This is a genomic window from Acidovorax sp. SUPP1855 (assembly GCF_030158955.1).
In the GTDB taxonomy this organism is placed as follows: domain Bacteria; phylum Pseudomonadota; class Gammaproteobacteria; order Burkholderiales; family Burkholderiaceae_C; genus Paracidovorax.
Window position 1 is genome coordinate 1 of sequence record NZ_BQXI01000004.1, and the last position, 16,168, is coordinate 16,168.

Sequence of the window (16,168 nt, forward strand, 5' to 3'; positions counted from 1 at the left end):
TATATCGAGCGGTTCTACAACCCGTTCAGAAAACACTCCAAATTGGACTACCTCAGCCCGGTTCAATTCGAAGAGCGGCAGCGCTTAATGGGCTAGGCAAACCGTCCGGGAAACCGGGGGAAGCCCACTTTGACCCAGCTGGCGCCAATCCGCTGGGGCAAGTGGTCGAGTTTCCCGCGAGTCTGATGCCCGGCGTGGGGGCGGCCGCGCTACTGGAGCGCGTCCGCGTTCTGCAACATGGCAGGTCTCGCAATCCACCGACGCCGATCGAGGCTGCGGCCTTGGCGTTTGCTCAAGGTCCCAGCATCGCGGAGGCTTCTCGTTTGCTGCAGGCCTTCGCTAGGTAGCCGGGGACTCATGTGTACCGTCCCGAAGTGCTGCGCTGCTGCCAAGCTGCCATGCAGGTCGCCGCTCGCGGCACCTCCACTTAGCACGCTGCAGCACTCCAGGCGCGTGAGCGTCAACGTCACATGAGTGAGCAGGCCGGTTTCTCGACGGTCTGTTGGCAGCACCCTGTTGCTCAAAGAACTGGAGGCCGACGTTGCCGTGGTGCTTGAGCCGCAGGCCATGACGGCAGCACACCTGTATGTGGCGCTGACGCGAGGCGCGCGCCTGACGCCGCGGTCATCAGCGCACCGCGACCTCGAGCTGCAGACGCACGTCCTCTACCAGCCCACTCAATTGCTGAGCGAGAGCCGTCCTGTGGTCTCCGCCAGCCACGATCTCGCGGGACAGTGCTGAGGCGTCCTCGAGAGGGTTATCGTAGAGCTGGGTCAGCAGCGCGTTACTCTGCTCTTGAAGCACGGTATCGAACTGCCGGGCGATGTCGGCGAAGCTGGCTCGCATGTCGGCACGCAAAGTGCGGAGCTGCTGCTCGACCTTCTCCTTCGCCTCCTCCTCACGGTAGTTGAAGTAAGCCTCGGCGATTGTCACCAGCGGGCCTGCCACCTTGCCCCCGGCTCTCACCCAACCATCGAGCTTGACCTTCCCCCACGGCTTGAACTTGCCGCCGAAGAACTTAAAGATGCCGGCCAACACCTCCGTCACCTGCTTGGAGTTTTCCGTGACCGCTTTGGCGGCCTTTCGCGCGCCCTCGGCGACGGCCTTCCGTGTCTTGGACGACAGGCCCGCCCCCTGATTGCCGAGTTCTGGCCGCTTGAGATCGACCTCAAACTCCGCGCGCACCCGCTGCGCCAGTGCCGAGCCATCAATCTCGTTAAGCCGCGTCATCAGGTCCCGGGCCAGCTGCCCATGAAGAACGCCGAGCTTGTCGCTGATGTCCTGCACGATGAGCTGCAACGCCCGCTCAACGTCGGCCGCCGCGAGATCCATCTCTTCCGTGCTGGCCCGGTCATCGAGCAGTTTCAACAGCTTCTCGGCCGGCTGCACGAGAAGCGAGTGAGCCTCGCTGCGCAGGTGGCCCAACTCGGTGCGAGCCCGCCCGCGCTCCTCGTTCAAGGCGAACATCTGGCGTCGAACCAGATCCATGGCACGCGAGCGCGAGCCGTCGTCGACAAGCGCTCGGTTGACAGCCTCGTTTAGGACGTCCAGTAGTTGTTGAAGCGGGCGCACCTGCTGCGCCATGACACCGTTGCGGGCGCAAAACTGGTCGATGGCCGCGATCAGCTCCTTAAAGCGCGATGAGGCCAATCGACGTGTGACCTTCTGCGGATCCTCTGCCTTGCGCGACGCCAAGTAGTCGCGTGTGGAGACGACGACCGGGCCGAAGCCATCAACCGGAAGTGGCTTAATCTCCTCGGCCAGCACGCCCGAGATAAACTGCACAGCCTCCTCCGGCGTGCGTCCCGCCAGGTTGAAACGATCGAACTTGTTGACAACCAGGAGCATCTGCCGACGCTTGTCTAGGTCGACCGCGGCATGCATGAAGTACGGCAGGCTTTCAGTATTGAAAAGCTCGTTGGAAATCACGAAGAGCAGCAGATCCGCATCGGTGATTGCCTGCTTGGCGATCTGGTCGTGGCCAGCTTCTCCGGACAGCGTGCCCGGCATGTCCACTAGGAGCAAGTCGCCATACGGATACTCACGCACTTCCGTGGTGGTCACTCCGCCGCCTGTGGGAACTTCCAGCCCCGTCAGTGCTTCGATCAGGCTGCTCTTGCCAACCTCATACACGCCTGCGAGCGCCAACGTGAGCCGCTGAGAGTCAACGGTCACGCGCGCCTCGACAGCGCCCTTCAGGTCCGAGAACTCGGCGCCGGCGGCACCCAGCGTTTCGATGGCGCGGGCCTTCAAGGTGCGCGCGGCCTGCCTGGTTTGTTGAAAGCGGATTTCGGTCATTTGGATCCTCGAGTATTTACTTCCCGGGCACGTATGACGATGGACGTGCCGAGGACTTCTTCTGCAAGCATCACGTTGCGACGATGGCGGCCGTAGACAGCACCCGCTTCGCGATGCGGGAGCGTTACTCGCACGCCAATGCCGGATGCAACTTCGACTCCATTGAGCGGTGCCCTGCCGGGAGCCAGCGCCTCGCAAACCATGCGCGGAGACAGCCCGCCAACGTCTTCTTCAATGACGTCCACCGGAAAGCCAGTGTGTTCGCGCAGCGTGCGGATGAACTCTCCACCACGCCCCAGCACCAGTCCCATGACAGGGCGTCGTCCGTCGCCCCGCACCAAAATCTTGGCGCGGTACTGCATCCATTGCGATGCGTCCACCAGCGTGGCCCGCCCATCCTGGAAGGCAGGGTGCATAGAGCGCAGCAATGCGTCAAATGACTGTCGGGAGAGCGCATGACGTGCGCGGTGCAGCTCGCCCACGAGCGCCCGACCTTGCTGTGAAACAGACTGCAGCGCCTGCGAGTAGGCGTCCAGCAATTGCTCCACCTCGTCTCGCGTGGGTCGCACGAGGTCATGCACCCAGGTGACCAACTCGTCATGAAGTGTCCGGTGGCGTTCCCACAAGTTCTGGCGCATCTGCTCGCGCAGCCCACGCTGGGCGCCCTTTCGATCATTCAAGCCGCTGGATGTCACAAGGTCGCCGGCCTTGCTCGTCACACGGCTCGCGACGTAACCACCGATCACCCCGCCCAGCAGGCCAAGCAGGCCTCCGATGGCGCCACCAACTGGACCGCCAATCGCAGTACCTGCAGCTCCGCCGAGTTGCGCGCCCGCCCAGGCGCCACCAAGGCTGGCCGCCGCGGAGCCTACCGTGCGAATGCCCTTGCCCAAGCGCAGTTTCCAGGCACCGGTGTCCAACTCGGCGTCAGCGAGTCCGAAGTCGCCCTGGTCGTCTACCGCTGCGAGCGACACAGCCGCGCTCAGGTCCTGCCCCAGCGAGTCCCGGAAGTACTCCAAGTTGCGCCGCGCACGGTCGATCACGTCCCGTTTGAACTCCTTGCAGCGCTTCTCCACTTCGTCCCAGCGACAAGCATGCTTGTATGCCTGACTGACCGAGCCCGTGCGGTCTTCCCGGGCGAACGCCCAAGCTAGCTCATGAAGGTCTTCGTGGACCTTGCGGAAATGATCCTTGAACCCCTCCAAGTCCCGCTGAGAATCCTGAACCACTCGGCTGAAAAGACGACCAGCCTCTTCGCGCTTGCGGGTCAACTCCACAAGCTGCCGCTCGATCGCCGGCAACTCGGCCTCCAGTTCCGCGGCAATGCTTTGCGCGTAATATTGCAGCGAATCGAACGCCGCCGTGGCGCGGATCGAAACGCCGCGCTGGTCGATGATGCTGGCGATGTAGCCGATAACCTCGTCGACGCGACTCTCTCGCCAGAGGTACTCTCGCTCCGTCGGGTCTGCGGCGCGCTGAGCCTCGAACGCCGCGTTCGCACAGAACGGGATAACCACAGCCGGGTCGTTGGGGAACACCTCCCTCAACCGTTCGCGGATGAACGTAATCCGCTGCTCCATCTCCTGCGGGTCGAAAGCGTCCTCTGCCTCTCCCGACAAAATCAGGTTGTTCGCCCCCTTCACGTTCAGCAGCACCACGAGGTGTTTGTTCTGCCCTCGCACCTCGCGCATGCGCAGAAACAACTCCGGCTCGATGGAGTCATCGGTGACGACCATGCAGATCAGGTCGGCCCGATCAACGTATGCCTGGGCGACCCCGTAGAGGTCCTCCCTGAAGCCCAGCAGGCCTGGCGTATCGATCAGGGTGATGCCGTCCCAGCGCTCGCCACGCACATCGCGGGTGAAATCTGGATCGCCGGCACCAATGGTGCTGCCATCGCCGGCGGTGAGCGCCTCGATCGTCGTCGACTTGCCGGCCATGGTCTTACCAAAAAACATAACCGTGAACTCGTTCAGGTCTAGGCGTCGCTGATGGTGTGCCGCGCGCAAATCATAGAAGCGGCTGCGAATTCGGTCGCGCTTCTCGGTCACCAGAGGTGCGATGGCCTCCTTTATCGCCGCGTCACGCGTGTCGCTCATCGCCGCATGCTGCGTCGCGGCCTCAGCCAACGCCTTGTCGAAGTGTTTGAGTGCCGCCTGGATTTGTTCGAAGACCGGCTCGGCCTCATCGAACTTCGACTGCGCCACCTGGCTGCAGCGCGCCAGCGCCTGCGCAAGGTGTAAGCGCCCCAGACGCGGTGGCTTACGAGCCGGTCCGCCCAAGCGGACCGGAGGTCTGCGGATCTCTATCGACGGTTGTTGGGCTCTTTTGGCCAGTCGATTGGGCATCGTCTTTGAACTCCCTCATTCGTTCATGACCAAATGTTGGCCGCCGCAAGCCGCGATTTCCGCGACTTGCGGGCAACCTGGCGAGCGTCACGTGCGCATTCGCTAACGCAGTGAACTATTTGACATTCCATCCGCGACGCGGCCGGAGCTACTCGATGTGGCGACGCACGAGGCTGACGACGAAGGCGCTGGACAGGACGATCCCAAGCAGACCCTCGAGCACCGCGAGGAATCGCGCGAAACCCATCGGCGTGATGTCTCCGTATCCAATCGTCGTGAACGTCAGGCCCGAAAAGTAGAGGGCTTCCAATACAGTCTCAACGTTCTTCCCGTCGTACTTCAGCTCGCCGTATAGGTACGCGAAGGCAAAAAGGATGATCGTGGCTGCGGCTAAGCCTACGACACGTATGGGCTTGACCAAGGCTCCCGTCAGGAAGATCAATACAGTGCTCAAGTGGCCGGGACTTTCGGCGCGCGCGCGCAGGTACTTTAGCTCCGCCGCATCCCGTCGGCTGAAGCGGTCCTCGGAATGTTCCTGCAAGAAATTCAAGGTCTCGGCGAGGCGCCGCACAGCCTCGCCGCGACTGATCTCATCAGCCGCCTCGTCAAACGAGCGTCGCGGGGGAATGCTGAAAGGTCTGAATGCAGCGGAGCCACGGCGCAGCCACGTCCATGACTTGGGGCGGTGGAGGAGCGAAGGCAAGTCCACCTGCCCGGGTGGGAACCGAACCGACTTGAACTTGCCATCGGTGACTTCCAGCGTGCCGAGCTGGTTGTATGCCACTGACAGCACATCACAGGTGAGTCGCGTCAACTGGGTGGAGGCGAAGGCACAACCACTCAAGTGCAAGTCATCGCACTGAAAATTGTCAAATCTGAGCAGGGGCGAGCGAACATCCGTCAGGCTCGCAGGAGACACCGTGAAATCATTGCCGTAGACGATCAGCCTATCGCCGACGACCACCGTATCCAGGCTTAGGCTGAGGGGGCGGCCGGTCTTGTTCCCAATGATCAGTGAACCCAGGAACGCGCAGTCCCTGATGATGATGTTGGAGCTGTTCTGGAGGAGTACCTCTTCGCAGTCAACGATTACCTCCCGAATCTTGAACTCCGGCGGGTACCACCGGTTCTCTTCGTCTAGTCCGAGATCCTGAGCGGTGACAACTTGGAACTCGGCGTCGTTGTGCTTGATGACCGAACGCCCGCCGATCCATTCACGCAGGCTCTGCTGGTCTTGAATTCCGTTGTCGCGCAGCAGATCCAGCAAGTGGCCTATCTGCTTGTGGCGGTACGGACGGGCGCCGTCACCGTTTTCGAAATACTGGGGTACCACGAAATCTCTCCTCCATTAAATCTCGCCGACTTGTTCTTGGCAAACCGCCTAGCACCGGGACAAGTATCTCCAACGGCGGTTCCCTTCTGTAAGGGGAATAGCTGTTGCATCTGGGGCTAGTACCCCTGCTCAGTGTTTGGCGAAATCCTCCTCGTTGAGACGTGGTTGCCAGGAGCGATCAATATCAACGGCTACCGCTTCAACAATACCAGCGTTCCGAAAGATGCATCGGATGTCTTGGTGGGGGTGCTGCTAGCCATCAATGTTCTGCTTGTCGCCATTTTTGGTCGGTGGCGGTTCCCGCACCGGCCGCGATATGCGGCGTAGTCTTCAGCAATCGGGCCGCGTCGCCTCCGGAGCTCGCTGAACTGGGACGTTAACCGTCATCCTCTCGGCACCTCATCTGGACTTGTGCGATCTCAACTACGGTTCGCAGGCGCCAGTTCGACGCCGTCAGCTGCCGAGGTTCACTGCGCGCCGGCTGGGCCTGCGGCCCCCGACCGTCCGTAGGTCTGCTTCACCCTAGACAGCAGTTATCGCTGATTGCGAATTGACCGGTGAGCGGACGCCGGCTTTAGGTCCCCCAGAGCGTGAGCCCGACTTCATGAGGTGGAAGACGGCAATCGCTGCGAAGCGGTTGTCCGCGACGGATGGGCAAATAAAGGCTCTTGGTTGGTTGCGACCGGTCCAGCTGTCAAGTTCAGGAGTCACGAAGGAACGGACTGTGTGGCTGGCAGCGCATGAGCCAAGCCCTGGGTTGTTGGAGGGCGGCATCTCATCATCGGAAGCCTCGTCTTCGCGCTTTTTTCGCTCCCGGCTTTGCCAAGTCTTCAAAAGTAGTACATAATAGCGTTCTTCCAACGGAGGGTTGTCTGACAAGCCTCTTATGGATCAAGGAGTTAGGGCGGAAGCGAGCATCTCGTTTCCCGCTCCGATTTGCAAGGGAGGCTTAGGCTTCCCTTTTTTATTGTGCGAATCGGTTGTTCTTTGGATTGGCCGATCCGCATTGGCAGCGTTGCGCACCTGCGTGGCCCGGGTTACGCTTGAATGCAAGGTGCGCGCCGCGCAGCCGGCGCCCCGATGGTGAAATTGGTAGACACTGCGGACTTAAAATCCGCCGCTTCCTGAAAAGGGGCGTGCCGGTTCGACCCCGGCTCGGGGCACCACTACGATTCGATCATGTCAAGTTACAACGCTCCCTTTGAAATCCATGTCCACGGCCAGGTGCAGTTGCGGGCCGATACGGGGTTCGACCAGTTGCAAGAGGCCTTGAAGCCGCTCTGGAAGTACGCCGGGGCCCGTTCCTTGGCCGATGGTGCGGCGAGCGCCTATGAGGAAGAGCCCGGCATCCAGTTCGACGCCAAGGAGCACACCCTGCAAATCTGCTGGACGGTGCGTGGCGACGAAGACTTCCGCCAGTCGCTCGACGAGATGTGCATGAGTCTCAACGAGTTGTCGGAGCAGGGCGCGGCCATCGAGGTCACGTTCTACGACACCGACTTCGACGAGGACGAAGAGGATGACGGCACCGAAGCGCGTGACGACTTCCTCATGCTGTTCGTGGGGCCGACCCCCGCGGCCATCATGCAAGTGCAGCGCGATCTGCTCGTGCAGGATGTCGTGAACATGATGGAGCGCCACTTCGACGGCGCCGAACTGGGCGGCGTGGTGGCCGAGATCGACAAGCTGTTCTCGCAGCGTTTCGATGCCCTGGTGAACTCGCTGGAGATCGGCAAGCCGCCACGCGGCAGCGGCGGTTCCGGCGGTGGCCATGGTGGCAGTGGCGGGCGCCGCCCCCGCCATCTGCACTGAGAGCGCACGCATCTTCTCGAAAGACCCGGTGGCCTCTCATCCAGAGGCGGCCAGCGGGTCGGGACCGATGGCGATCGAACTGCCTTACCTTCGTGCGTACCCGGATGCCTTGCAGGATCAGGTGCGCACGCTCATCGCCGAAGGGGGCCTGGCGGCCCTGCTGCAGCGGCGCTATCCCCAGGCGCATGCCGTGCGCACCGACAAGGCGCTGTACCAATACGCCGCCGACCTGAAGGCGCAGCATCTGCGCAAGGCCGATACGGTGCAGAAAGTGGTGTTCGACAGCAAGATCCATGTGGTGCGGCACGCGCTGGGGCTGCACACCTCGTCGGCGCGCGTGCAGGGCGGGCGCCTGACGGCACGGCACGAGATCCGCATCGCCTCCATGTTCAAGCAGGCACCGGAAGAGTTTCTTCGCATGATCGTCGTGCACGAATTGGCCCACTTGCGCGAGAAGGACCACGACAAGGCCTTCTACCAGTTGTGCGAGCACATGGAGCCCCGCTACCACCAGTATGAGTTCGATACGCGTTTGTATCTGACCCACATCGAGCATGCGGGTGAGCGCCTCTGGGGCGTCTGATGGCTGTTGCGTCTGCTATTTTTTTTGTAGCTAGACGCCGGGAAATTTATTGCGCCAGAGCCCGATTGGCTTCATGAGCCATTGCACCTGCACCATCCGCCGGCACGGTGGCCGTGCTGCAGCATCGGGCCGGTAGCTGCAGCCAGCGCTGGGCTGCGGCCTGCAGGGGCAGCAGCGAGCCTGTGGTGATCAGTTGCATGCGGTCGCATGCGGCGGGGATCTCGTCGCCGGGGTCCGCGAGGAGGCCGGTCGCCTGCAGCAGGCGGCGGGTTTGCCTGGCGACCGGCTCGCCGGTGTCCACCAGGCGCACCGCCGGGCCGATGAGGGCGCGCAATTCTTCTTCGGCGAACACATAGTGAGTGCAGCCCAGCACCAGGGTGTCGATGTGGCCTGCCGTGGTGCCGAACGCACCCATGGCGGCGATGTAGCGCGTGCACAGTTCGCGCACCTCGGAGGATTCGGCGGCGTCAGGCACCGCATGTTCAGTGCTGCGTTCGATGGCGTAGGCCAGCCCGTCGCAGGGCTGCACCACGAATTCGGCCTGCGACTGCAGCGACCCCAGCAGCAACGCGAACTTGCCGCTGGTGAGCGTGCCCCGCGTGCCGATGACGCCGATGCGCCCGGTCTGACTGAGCGCCACCGCGGGCTTGATGGCCGGCTCCAGGCCGACGAGGGGCAGGTCCGGGCATTGGGTCCGGACCTCGTGGATGGCGGCGGCGGTGGCCGTGTTGCAGGCGACGACCAGGGCCTTGATGCCGTGCACCGCCTGCAGGTAGCGGGTGATGGCGTGGGTGCGCGCGGCGACATAGGCGTCGCCCCGCTCGCCGTAGGGCGCGTGGCCGCTGTCCGCCAGGTATACGAAGCGCTCGTGCGGCAGTTCGGCCTGCAGCGCGCGCAGCACGCTCAGGCCGCCGATGCCGCTGTCGAACACACCGATGGGGCGTTGCTGCGAGGTGGGCGTCATGCGTGCCTTGGTGCCATGTGAACGGAAAAATCAGACAACTCCGGCGGCCCCAGCGGCTGCTGGGCCGATCCGCGGTCCGGGGCCGCCACCAGGCGACGCCTGGAGCCGCCGCCAAGGCCGGAGAGGGAGTTCAAGCGGCGACGAGGTCGATGGACTTGAACTCGCCCGTGGCGATGCGCTTTTGCCACTCCGCCGGGCCCGTGATGTGGGCGCTGGTGCCGCCCGCGTCCACGGCCACGGTCACGGGCATGTCCACCACGGTGAACTCGTAGATGGCTTCCATGCCCAGATCGGCAAAGCCGACGACCTTGGCTTCCTTGATGGCCTTGCTGACCAGGTAGGCGGCGCCGCCCACGGCCATCAGGTAGGCGCTCTGGTGCTTCTTGATGGCTTCGATGGCGACCGGGCCGCGCTCGGACTTGCCGATCATCGAGATCAGGCCCGTTTCGGCCAGCATCATCTCGGTGAACTTGTCCATGCGCGTGGCGGTGGTCGGGCCGGCGGGGCCCACGGCCTCGTCCTTGACCGGGTCCACGGGGCCCACGTAGTAGATGACGCGGTTGGTGAAGTCCACGGGCAGCTTCTCGCCCTTGGCCAGCATGTCCTGGATGCGCTTGTGCGCGGCATCGCGGCCGGTCAGCATCTTGCCGTTGAGCAGCAGCGTGTCGCCCGGCTTCCAGCTCGCCACTTCTTCCTTGGTGAGGGTGTCCAGGTTGACGCGGCGGCTCTTGTTGTAGTCGGGCGCCCAGTCGATCTTGGGCCACAGGTCGAGCGAAGGCGCCTCCAGATAGGCAGGGCCGGAGCCGTCCAGCACGAAGTGCGCGTGGCGCGTGGCGGCGCAGTTGGGGATCATCGCCACGGGCTTGGAGGCGGCGTGCGTGGGGTACATCTTGACCTTGATGTCCAGCACGGTGCTCAGGCCGCCCAGGCCCTGCGCGCCGATGCCCAGGGCGTTGACCTTCTCGTACAGCTCCAGGCGCAGTTCCTCGACCTGATCGAGCTTTTCGCCGCGCGCGGCCTTGGCCTGCAGCTCGTACATGTTCAGGTCGTCCATCAGGCTTTCCTTGGCCAGCAGCACGGCTTTTTCCGCCGTGCCGCCGATGCCGATGCCCAGCATGCCGGGCGGGCACCAGCCGGCGCCCATCGTGGGCACGGTCTTGAGCACCCAGTCCACCAGGTTGTCGCTGGGGTTCATCATGACCATCTTGGACTTGTTCTCGCTGCCGCCGCCCTTGGCCGCGACGGTGATGTCCACGGTGTCGCCCGGCACGATCTGCGTGAAGATCACCGCGGGCGTGTTGTCCTTGGTGTTCTTGCGGGCGAACTGCGGGTCGGCCACGACGCTGGCGCGCAGCGTGTTGTCGGGGTGGTTGTAGCCGCGGCGCACGCCTTCGTTGATGGCGTCTTCCAGGCCGCCGGGAAAACCTTCCCAGCGCACGTCCATGCCGATCTTCAGGAACACGTTGACGATGCCGGTGTCCTGACAGATGGGGCGCTGGCCGGTCGCGCTCATCTTGCTGTTGGTGAGGATCTGCGCCATCGCGTCCTTGGCCGCCGGGCTTTGCTCGCGCTCGTAGGCGCGCGCCAGGTGGGCGATGAAGTCGGCGGGGTGGTAGTAGCTGATGTACTGCAGGGACGCAGCAACGGACTCCACGAGGTCGTGGTACCGGATGGTCGTGGTCATGGTGGGGTGTGTTTTTGGGGAAAGAACGAACCGCGCAATTATCGCCGCCCGCTCCGGACGGCGCTGGCGGCGGTCAGCCGCGGGGGGCGGCGTCGAACGGCAGGCTTTCGAGCGCCTCGAGCCCGCCGATCACGGAAGGCGCGAAATCCGCCGAGCCTTCCGGCTTGTCGCCCTGGGCCCAGGCCAGCAGCACGTCCGCCGGCATGGGGCGGGCGTAGAAAAAGCCCTGCAGCTCGTCGCAACGCATGGCCAGGAGGATGTCGCGCTGGCCGCTGGTTTCCACGCCCTCGGCCACCACGCGCAGGCCCAGGGCGTGGGCCAGCCGCACCACGGCATCGACCACGGCGCGGGCGTCTTCTTCGTGTTCGAGGTCGTTCACGAAACTGCGGTCGATCTTGAGCTGCTGGGCCGGCAGCTGGCGCAGGTAGTTCAGGCTCGAATAGCCGGTGCCGAAGTCGTCGATGGACAGGAACACGCCGATGCGCGCCAGGCCTTCGAAGGTGCGCTGCGTGGCCTTGGTGTCCTCCATGGCCACCGATTCGGTGATTTCGCACAGCAGTTGCGAGGAATCCAGGCCATGGAACTGCAGGGCGTGCTCGATGCGCTCGGCCAGGCCGCTTTCGCGCAGCTGGTGCACCGACAGGTTGATCGCCACGCGCATGCGCAGGCCGCTGCGCGCCCAGTCGGCCATCTGCCGGCAAGCCTCTTCGATGACCCAGGCGCCCAGCTGGCCGATCAGCCCGAAGCGCTCGGCCAGGCCGATGAACACCAGCGGGCTCACCATGCCGCGCTTCGGGTGGTGCCAGCGCAGCAGGGCTTCCACGCCGTTGATGCGGCCGCGCTTGCCGTCGATCTTGGGCTGGTAGTGCAGGGCGAGTTCGCCGCGCGCCAGGGCGTGGCGCAGGTCGTTCTGCAGCTCCAGCTGGTCGGATGCGTCGGAGCCCATGTGGGGCTCGAACATGGCGTAGCCGTTGCCGCCCGCGCGCTTGGCGGCATACATGGCGGCATCGGCATTGGCGACCAGCTTGTCGCGGTCGCCGTGGTCGGGGTGCAGCACCACGCCGATGGAGCAGCCGATCTGCACCTGTCGGCCCGCCACCTGGAAGGGCAGGGCGAGCGCTGCCAGGATGCGGTTGGCCACCACGATGCAGTCGGCCGTGTTGCCCACGTCTTCCAGCAGCAGCAGGAATTCGTCGCCGCCCACGCGGGCCAACGTGTCGCTTTCGCGCGCCTCGGCGCGCAGGCGCTGGGCGGCTTCCGACAGGATGGCGTCGCCCGCGGCATGGCCGAAGGAGTCGTTGATGGGCTTGAAGCCGTCCAGGTCCACGAGCAGCACGGCCAGGCGGTCCAGCACGCGGTGGTGGTTGGTGCGCTCCAGGCGCAGCAGCGCGTGGGCGAGGCGGTCTTCGAACAGCAGGCGGTTGGGCAGGCCGGTGAGCGCATCGGCGAACGCGCGCTTTTGCAGCTCGGCATTGGCCTGCTGCAGCTTGGCGTTGCTGTCCTGCAGCGAGCGGGTGAGCCGGCGCGCGACGTTCTGCAGCCGCGCATCGAGGATGGAGATGAACAGCGTGCTGAGCATCAGCAGCAGCGTGAAGATCGCCACCATGGCGGCCAGCCCCGAGCCGCCCAGCGAATTGGCGCTCAGGCACACGGTGCCCTGCGGGAACTGGGCGGCGGCCATGCCGAGGTAGTGCATGCCGCAGATGGCCAGCGCCATCACCAGCGAAGCCGCGGCCTGGAACACCCTGCGCCGGTTGCCGTGCATGCCCCGCAGTGCCTGGAACAGGTAAAGCGCCGTGGCCGAGGCCAGCACCGCGACGGCCACCGACAGGGCGACGTAGAAGCCGTTCCACACGATGCCGATGGACAGGTGCATGGCGCGCATGCCGATGTAGTGCATCGCGCTGATGCCCGCGCCCATGGCAAGCGCCCCGACGGCCAGGTGCCGGCGCCGAACGCGCTCCATGCTGGCCAGGCCCAGCGCGACGGCCGATGCCGCCACGGCGGCCAGCCAGGACAGGGCGGTGATCGCGGGGGTGAAGCCCAGGGCGATGGGCAACTCGAACGCCAGCATGCCCAGGAAATGCATGGACCAGATGCCCGTGCCCATCACCAGCGAACCCGCGGCCCACCAGGCCAGTCCGATGCGGCTTTGGGAGGTGCGCACGCGGCGGGCCAAGTTCAGCGTGACGTACGAGGCCAGCAACGCCAAGGCGAACGACGCCGCCACCACCAGCGGATCGTGGTGCGACGGCAGGAAGCCGGTCAACGGTGGGGCGAGCGGGGAGGGCATGGAAGGTGCGGCGGCAGCGGGCGCCAAAGGTGTCCAAGTGTATCCACCGCAGGCTCTCCCGGGGGCCGGGAGGGTCTCTGCGCCACGCGGTCCCCACCGATGAGAATGGTTTTGTTTCGCGTTATGCTTTTGGACGATGCGCACCCTTGTGCGCCCTTCGTTTCTTCACCACCGGACCCGCCAGACATGACCTCCCGCATCGAACGCGACACCTTCGGCCCCATCGAGGTGCCGGCCCATCAGCTCTGGGGCGCGCAGACGCAGCGATCGCTGCAGAACTTCGACATCTCCGGCGAGCAGCAGCCGCGCGAGATCATCCGGGCCCTGGCGCAGGTCAAGCGCGCCTCGGCCGTGGTCAACCAGGCGCTGGGCCTGCAGGACGCGAAGAAGACCGACGCCATCGTGGCCGCGGCCGACGAGGTGATCGCCGGCCGGCACCCCGGCGAGTTCCCGCTCGTGGTCTGGCAGACGGGCTCGGGCACGCAGACCAACATGAACGTCAACGAGGTGCTGGCCAACCGCGCCAGCGAGATCCTGGGCGGCGAGCGCGGCGAGGCCCGCCTGGTGCACCCCAACGACGACGTGAACCGCAGCCAGTCGAGCAACGACGTGTTCCCCACCGCCATGCACGTGGCGGCGGTGGAAGCGCTCACGCACCGGCTGCTGCCCGCCCTGGCCAAGCTGCGCGCCACGCTGGCGCAAAAGGCCGAGGACTTCGACGGCATCGTGAAGATCGGCCGCACCCACCTGCAGGACGCCACCCCGCTCACGCTGGGCCAGGAGTTCTCGGGCTACGTGGCGCAGCTCGATCACGGCGAGCGCCACGTGCGCGCCGCGCTGCCGCACCTGTGCGAACTGGCCCTGGGCGGCACCGCCGTGGGCACAGGCCTGAACGCCCCCAAGGGCTACGCCGAGCAGGCCGCGGCTGAACTGGCGCGCCTGACCGAGCTGCCGTTCGTCACGGCGCCCAACAAGTTCGAGGCCCTGGCCTCGGTCGATGCCCTGGTGCATGCGCACGGCGCGCTCAAGACACTGGCCGCCAGCCTGATGAAGATCGCCAACGACGTGCGCTGGCTGGCCAGCGGCCCGCGCAGCGGCATCGGCGAGCTGAGCATTCCCGAGAACGAGCCCGGCTCGTCGATCATGCCGGGCAAGGTCAACCCCACGCAGAGCGAGGCGGTGACCATGCTGGCCGCCCAGGTGTTCGGCAACGACGTGGCCATCAACTTCGGCGGTGCCTCGGGCAATTTCGAGCTGAACGTGTTCCGCCCCATGGTGGCCCACAACTTCCTGCAGAGCGTGCGCCTGCTGGCCGACGGCATGGTGAGCTTCAACGACCACTGCGCCGTGGGCATCGAGCCCAACCGCGACCGCATCACCGAGCTGGTGGACCGCTCGCTGATGCTGGTGACCGCGCTCAACACGCACATCGGCTACGACAAGGCGGCCTTCATCGCCAAGAAGGCGCACAAGGAAGGCACCAGCCTGCGCGAGGCGGCCGTGGCTTCGGGCCATGTGACGGGCGAGCAGTTCGACCAATGGGTCGTTCCGGGGAACATGGTCGGCCGCTGAAGGCCGGCCGCTGAGCGGGCTCTGAAAAGGCGCCAGCGCCCCGTCGCCCGCCGGCTCAGTGCGTGGTCTTGCGCGCGCGCGGAGCCCGCACCGAGCGGTCCTGGTGCCGCAGGAACGCCAGCAGCCGCCGCTCGGCGGCCTGCAGCGCGCGCGGCGTGTTCGTGCCGCCGATGCGCTCCCACAGCACCTGCATGTCCGGCCCGGCGTCGGACGTGAGCCGCGACCCCAGCGCCAGCACCGAGGGGTGCACGTACGACTTCTTGCACACGGCCGGCGTGTTGCCCAGTTGCCGTGCCACCTCGATCAGGATGTGCTTGGCCGTCACCGCGGGCGCGCCGGGCTGGTGCGAGCAGGCCAGCCGCGTCAGCTCCAGCGCCTGTACAGTGCCGTGCCAGGTGCGGAAGTCCTTGGCGGTGAAGTGCTCGCCCTCCTGCGTGCCGGTGATCTCGCGCAGGTAGTCGTTCACGTCGCCGGAATCGACGGCATGCAGCGCGCCGTCTTCTCCCTCGTACTGGAACAGTTCCTGGCCCGGCAGCTGCTGGCAGCGGCGCACCACGCGGGCCACGCGCGGGTCGTCGAGCGTGGCCTCCTGCTGCACGCCGCTCTTGCCGCGAAACCGCAGCTGCAGCTGGCTGCCGCGCAGCGCCGCATGGCGGGTGCGCAAGGTGGTCAGGCCGTAGGAGCGGTTGGTGCTGGCGTATTCCTCGTTGCCCACGCGCAGGTAGGTGGTGTCCAGCAGGCGCACCAGCGTGGCGAGCACCCGCTCGCGGGACAGGGTGGGGCCCGACTTGGCCCGCAGGTCGCGCGCCACCCGGGCGCGGATGCGGGGCAGGGCGCGGCCGAAGGCCTGCATGCGTTCGAACTTGGCCTCGTCGCGCTGCAGGCGCCAGTCGGCGTGGTAGCGGTACTGGCGCCGGCCGCGCGCATCCAGCCCCGTGGCCTGCAGATGGCCGTTGGGCAGCGGGCAGATCCACACCTCGGTGTAGGCGGGCGGGATGGCCAGGCGCTGGATGCGGGTGATCTCGTCCGGGTCGGTCAGCCATTGGCCGTCGGGCTGGCGGTAGCGAAAGCCCTCGCCCTTGCGCTCGCGGCTCAGGCCCGGCATCTCGGGGTTGACGTAGCGCAGTCCACGGGCCAGGCGGGTGGCGGGCGGGCGGGCCGGTGAAGCGGCGGCAGGGGCGGTTGCGGTGCGTGGCATATGGGAAGGCAGGCGGTGCGGCAAAAAGGGGGCGCGAAGCGCGCCCCCCGATCTCAGCCCAGCCGGCGCGGGCCGGCTGTAGG

General features: G+C 65.5%; 12 protein-coding genes and 1 tRNA gene. 6 read left to right on the forward strand and 7 right to left on the reverse strand.

The annotated features are described in order from the left end of the window. The coding region (locus AVMA1855_RS26595) for an IS3 family transposase (protein WP_349817088.1) at positions 1-96 on the forward strand (96 nt) is incomplete at its 5' end. A gap of 531 nt (positions 97-627) precedes the next feature. On the opposite strand, the gene AVMA1855_RS04540 is transcribed toward AVMA1855_RS26595, so the two are convergent. The 3 genes from AVMA1855_RS04540 to AVMA1855_RS04550 form a co-directional block, all read right to left on the reverse strand. Beyond that, the gene (locus tag AVMA1855_RS04540) at positions 628-2,298 is read right to left on the reverse strand and encodes a GTPase (protein WP_284424778.1); all 1,671 of its coding nucleotides are present in this window, start codon (positions 2,296-2,298) and stop codon (positions 628-630) included. Beyond that, positions 2,295-4,646 carry a GTPase gene (locus tag AVMA1855_RS04545; RefSeq protein WP_284424779.1) on the reverse strand — a complete coding sequence of 784 codons (2,352 nt, stop codon included), beginning with the start codon at positions 4,644-4,646 and terminating at the stop codon, positions 2,295-2,297. The genes AVMA1855_RS04540 and AVMA1855_RS04545 overlap by 4 nt, the downstream gene beginning before the upstream one ends. A gap of 148 nt (positions 4,647-4,794) precedes the next feature. Beyond that, positions 4,795-5,979, reverse strand: coding sequence for a potassium channel family protein (locus tag AVMA1855_RS04550; protein ID WP_284424780.1), 1,185 nt, complete (start codon positions 5,977-5,979; stop codon positions 4,795-4,797). 132 nt (positions 5,980-6,111) lie between these two features. On the opposite strand from AVMA1855_RS04550, the gene AVMA1855_RS04555 reads away from it, so the two are divergent. The 4 genes from AVMA1855_RS04555 (at position 6,112) to AVMA1855_RS04570 (ending at position 8,374) form a co-directional block, all read left to right on the forward strand. After that, positions 6,112-6,306, forward strand: coding sequence for a hypothetical protein (locus AVMA1855_RS04555; RefSeq protein ID WP_284424781.1), 195 nt, complete (start codon positions 6,112-6,114; stop codon positions 6,304-6,306). Between the two features lie 747 nt (positions 6,307-7,053). Beyond that, a tRNA-Leu gene (locus AVMA1855_RS04560) sits at positions 7,054-7,145 on the forward strand. A gap of 13 nt (positions 7,146-7,158) precedes the next feature. Next, positions 7,159-7,791: a DUF6806 family protein gene (locus AVMA1855_RS04565; protein WP_272564201.1), complete on the forward strand. Its 633-nt coding sequence runs from the start codon at positions 7,159-7,161 to the stop codon at positions 7,789-7,791. 67 nt (positions 7,792-7,858) lie between these two features. Next, a complete protein-coding gene (locus AVMA1855_RS04570; protein ID WP_284408838.1) occupies positions 7,859-8,374 on the forward strand; it encodes a M48 metallopeptidase family protein in 516 nt (171 codons plus the stop codon). A 46-nt stretch (positions 8,375-8,420) separates the two neighbouring features. On the opposite strand, the gene murI is transcribed toward AVMA1855_RS04570, so the two are convergent. The 3 genes from murI to AVMA1855_RS04585 form a co-directional block, all read right to left on the reverse strand. Next, positions 8,421-9,338 (reverse strand): glutamate racemase, encoded by a 918-nt coding sequence (gene murI, locus AVMA1855_RS04575; RefSeq protein ID WP_284424782.1) that lies wholly within the window; start codon positions 9,336-9,338, stop codon positions 8,421-8,423. 130 nt (positions 9,339-9,468) lie between these two features. Beyond that, entirely contained in the window at positions 9,469-11,022 is a 1,554-nt protein-coding gene (locus AVMA1855_RS04580; protein WP_272564198.1) for a fumarate hydratase, read from the reverse strand. A 73-nt stretch (positions 11,023-11,095) separates the two neighbouring features. Then, the gene (locus AVMA1855_RS04585; RefSeq protein WP_284424783.1) at positions 11,096-13,315 is read right to left on the reverse strand and encodes a putative bifunctional diguanylate cyclase/phosphodiesterase; all 2,220 of its coding nucleotides are present in this window, start codon (positions 13,313-13,315) and stop codon (positions 11,096-11,098) included. Between the two features lie 186 nt (positions 13,316-13,501). On the opposite strand from AVMA1855_RS04585, the gene fumC reads away from it, so the two are divergent. Beyond that, entirely contained in the window at positions 13,502-14,887 is a 1,386-nt protein-coding gene (fumC, locus tag AVMA1855_RS04590) for a class II fumarate hydratase (protein WP_284424784.1), read from the forward strand. A gap of 55 nt (positions 14,888-14,942) precedes the next feature. Here the strand turns inward: fumC and AVMA1855_RS04595 are convergent, their stop codons facing one another. After that, a complete protein-coding gene (locus AVMA1855_RS04595; protein ID WP_284424785.1) occupies positions 14,943-16,085 on the reverse strand; it encodes a DNA topoisomerase IB in 1,143 nt (380 codons plus the stop codon). Between the last annotated feature and the right edge of the window lie 83 nt (positions 16,086-16,168).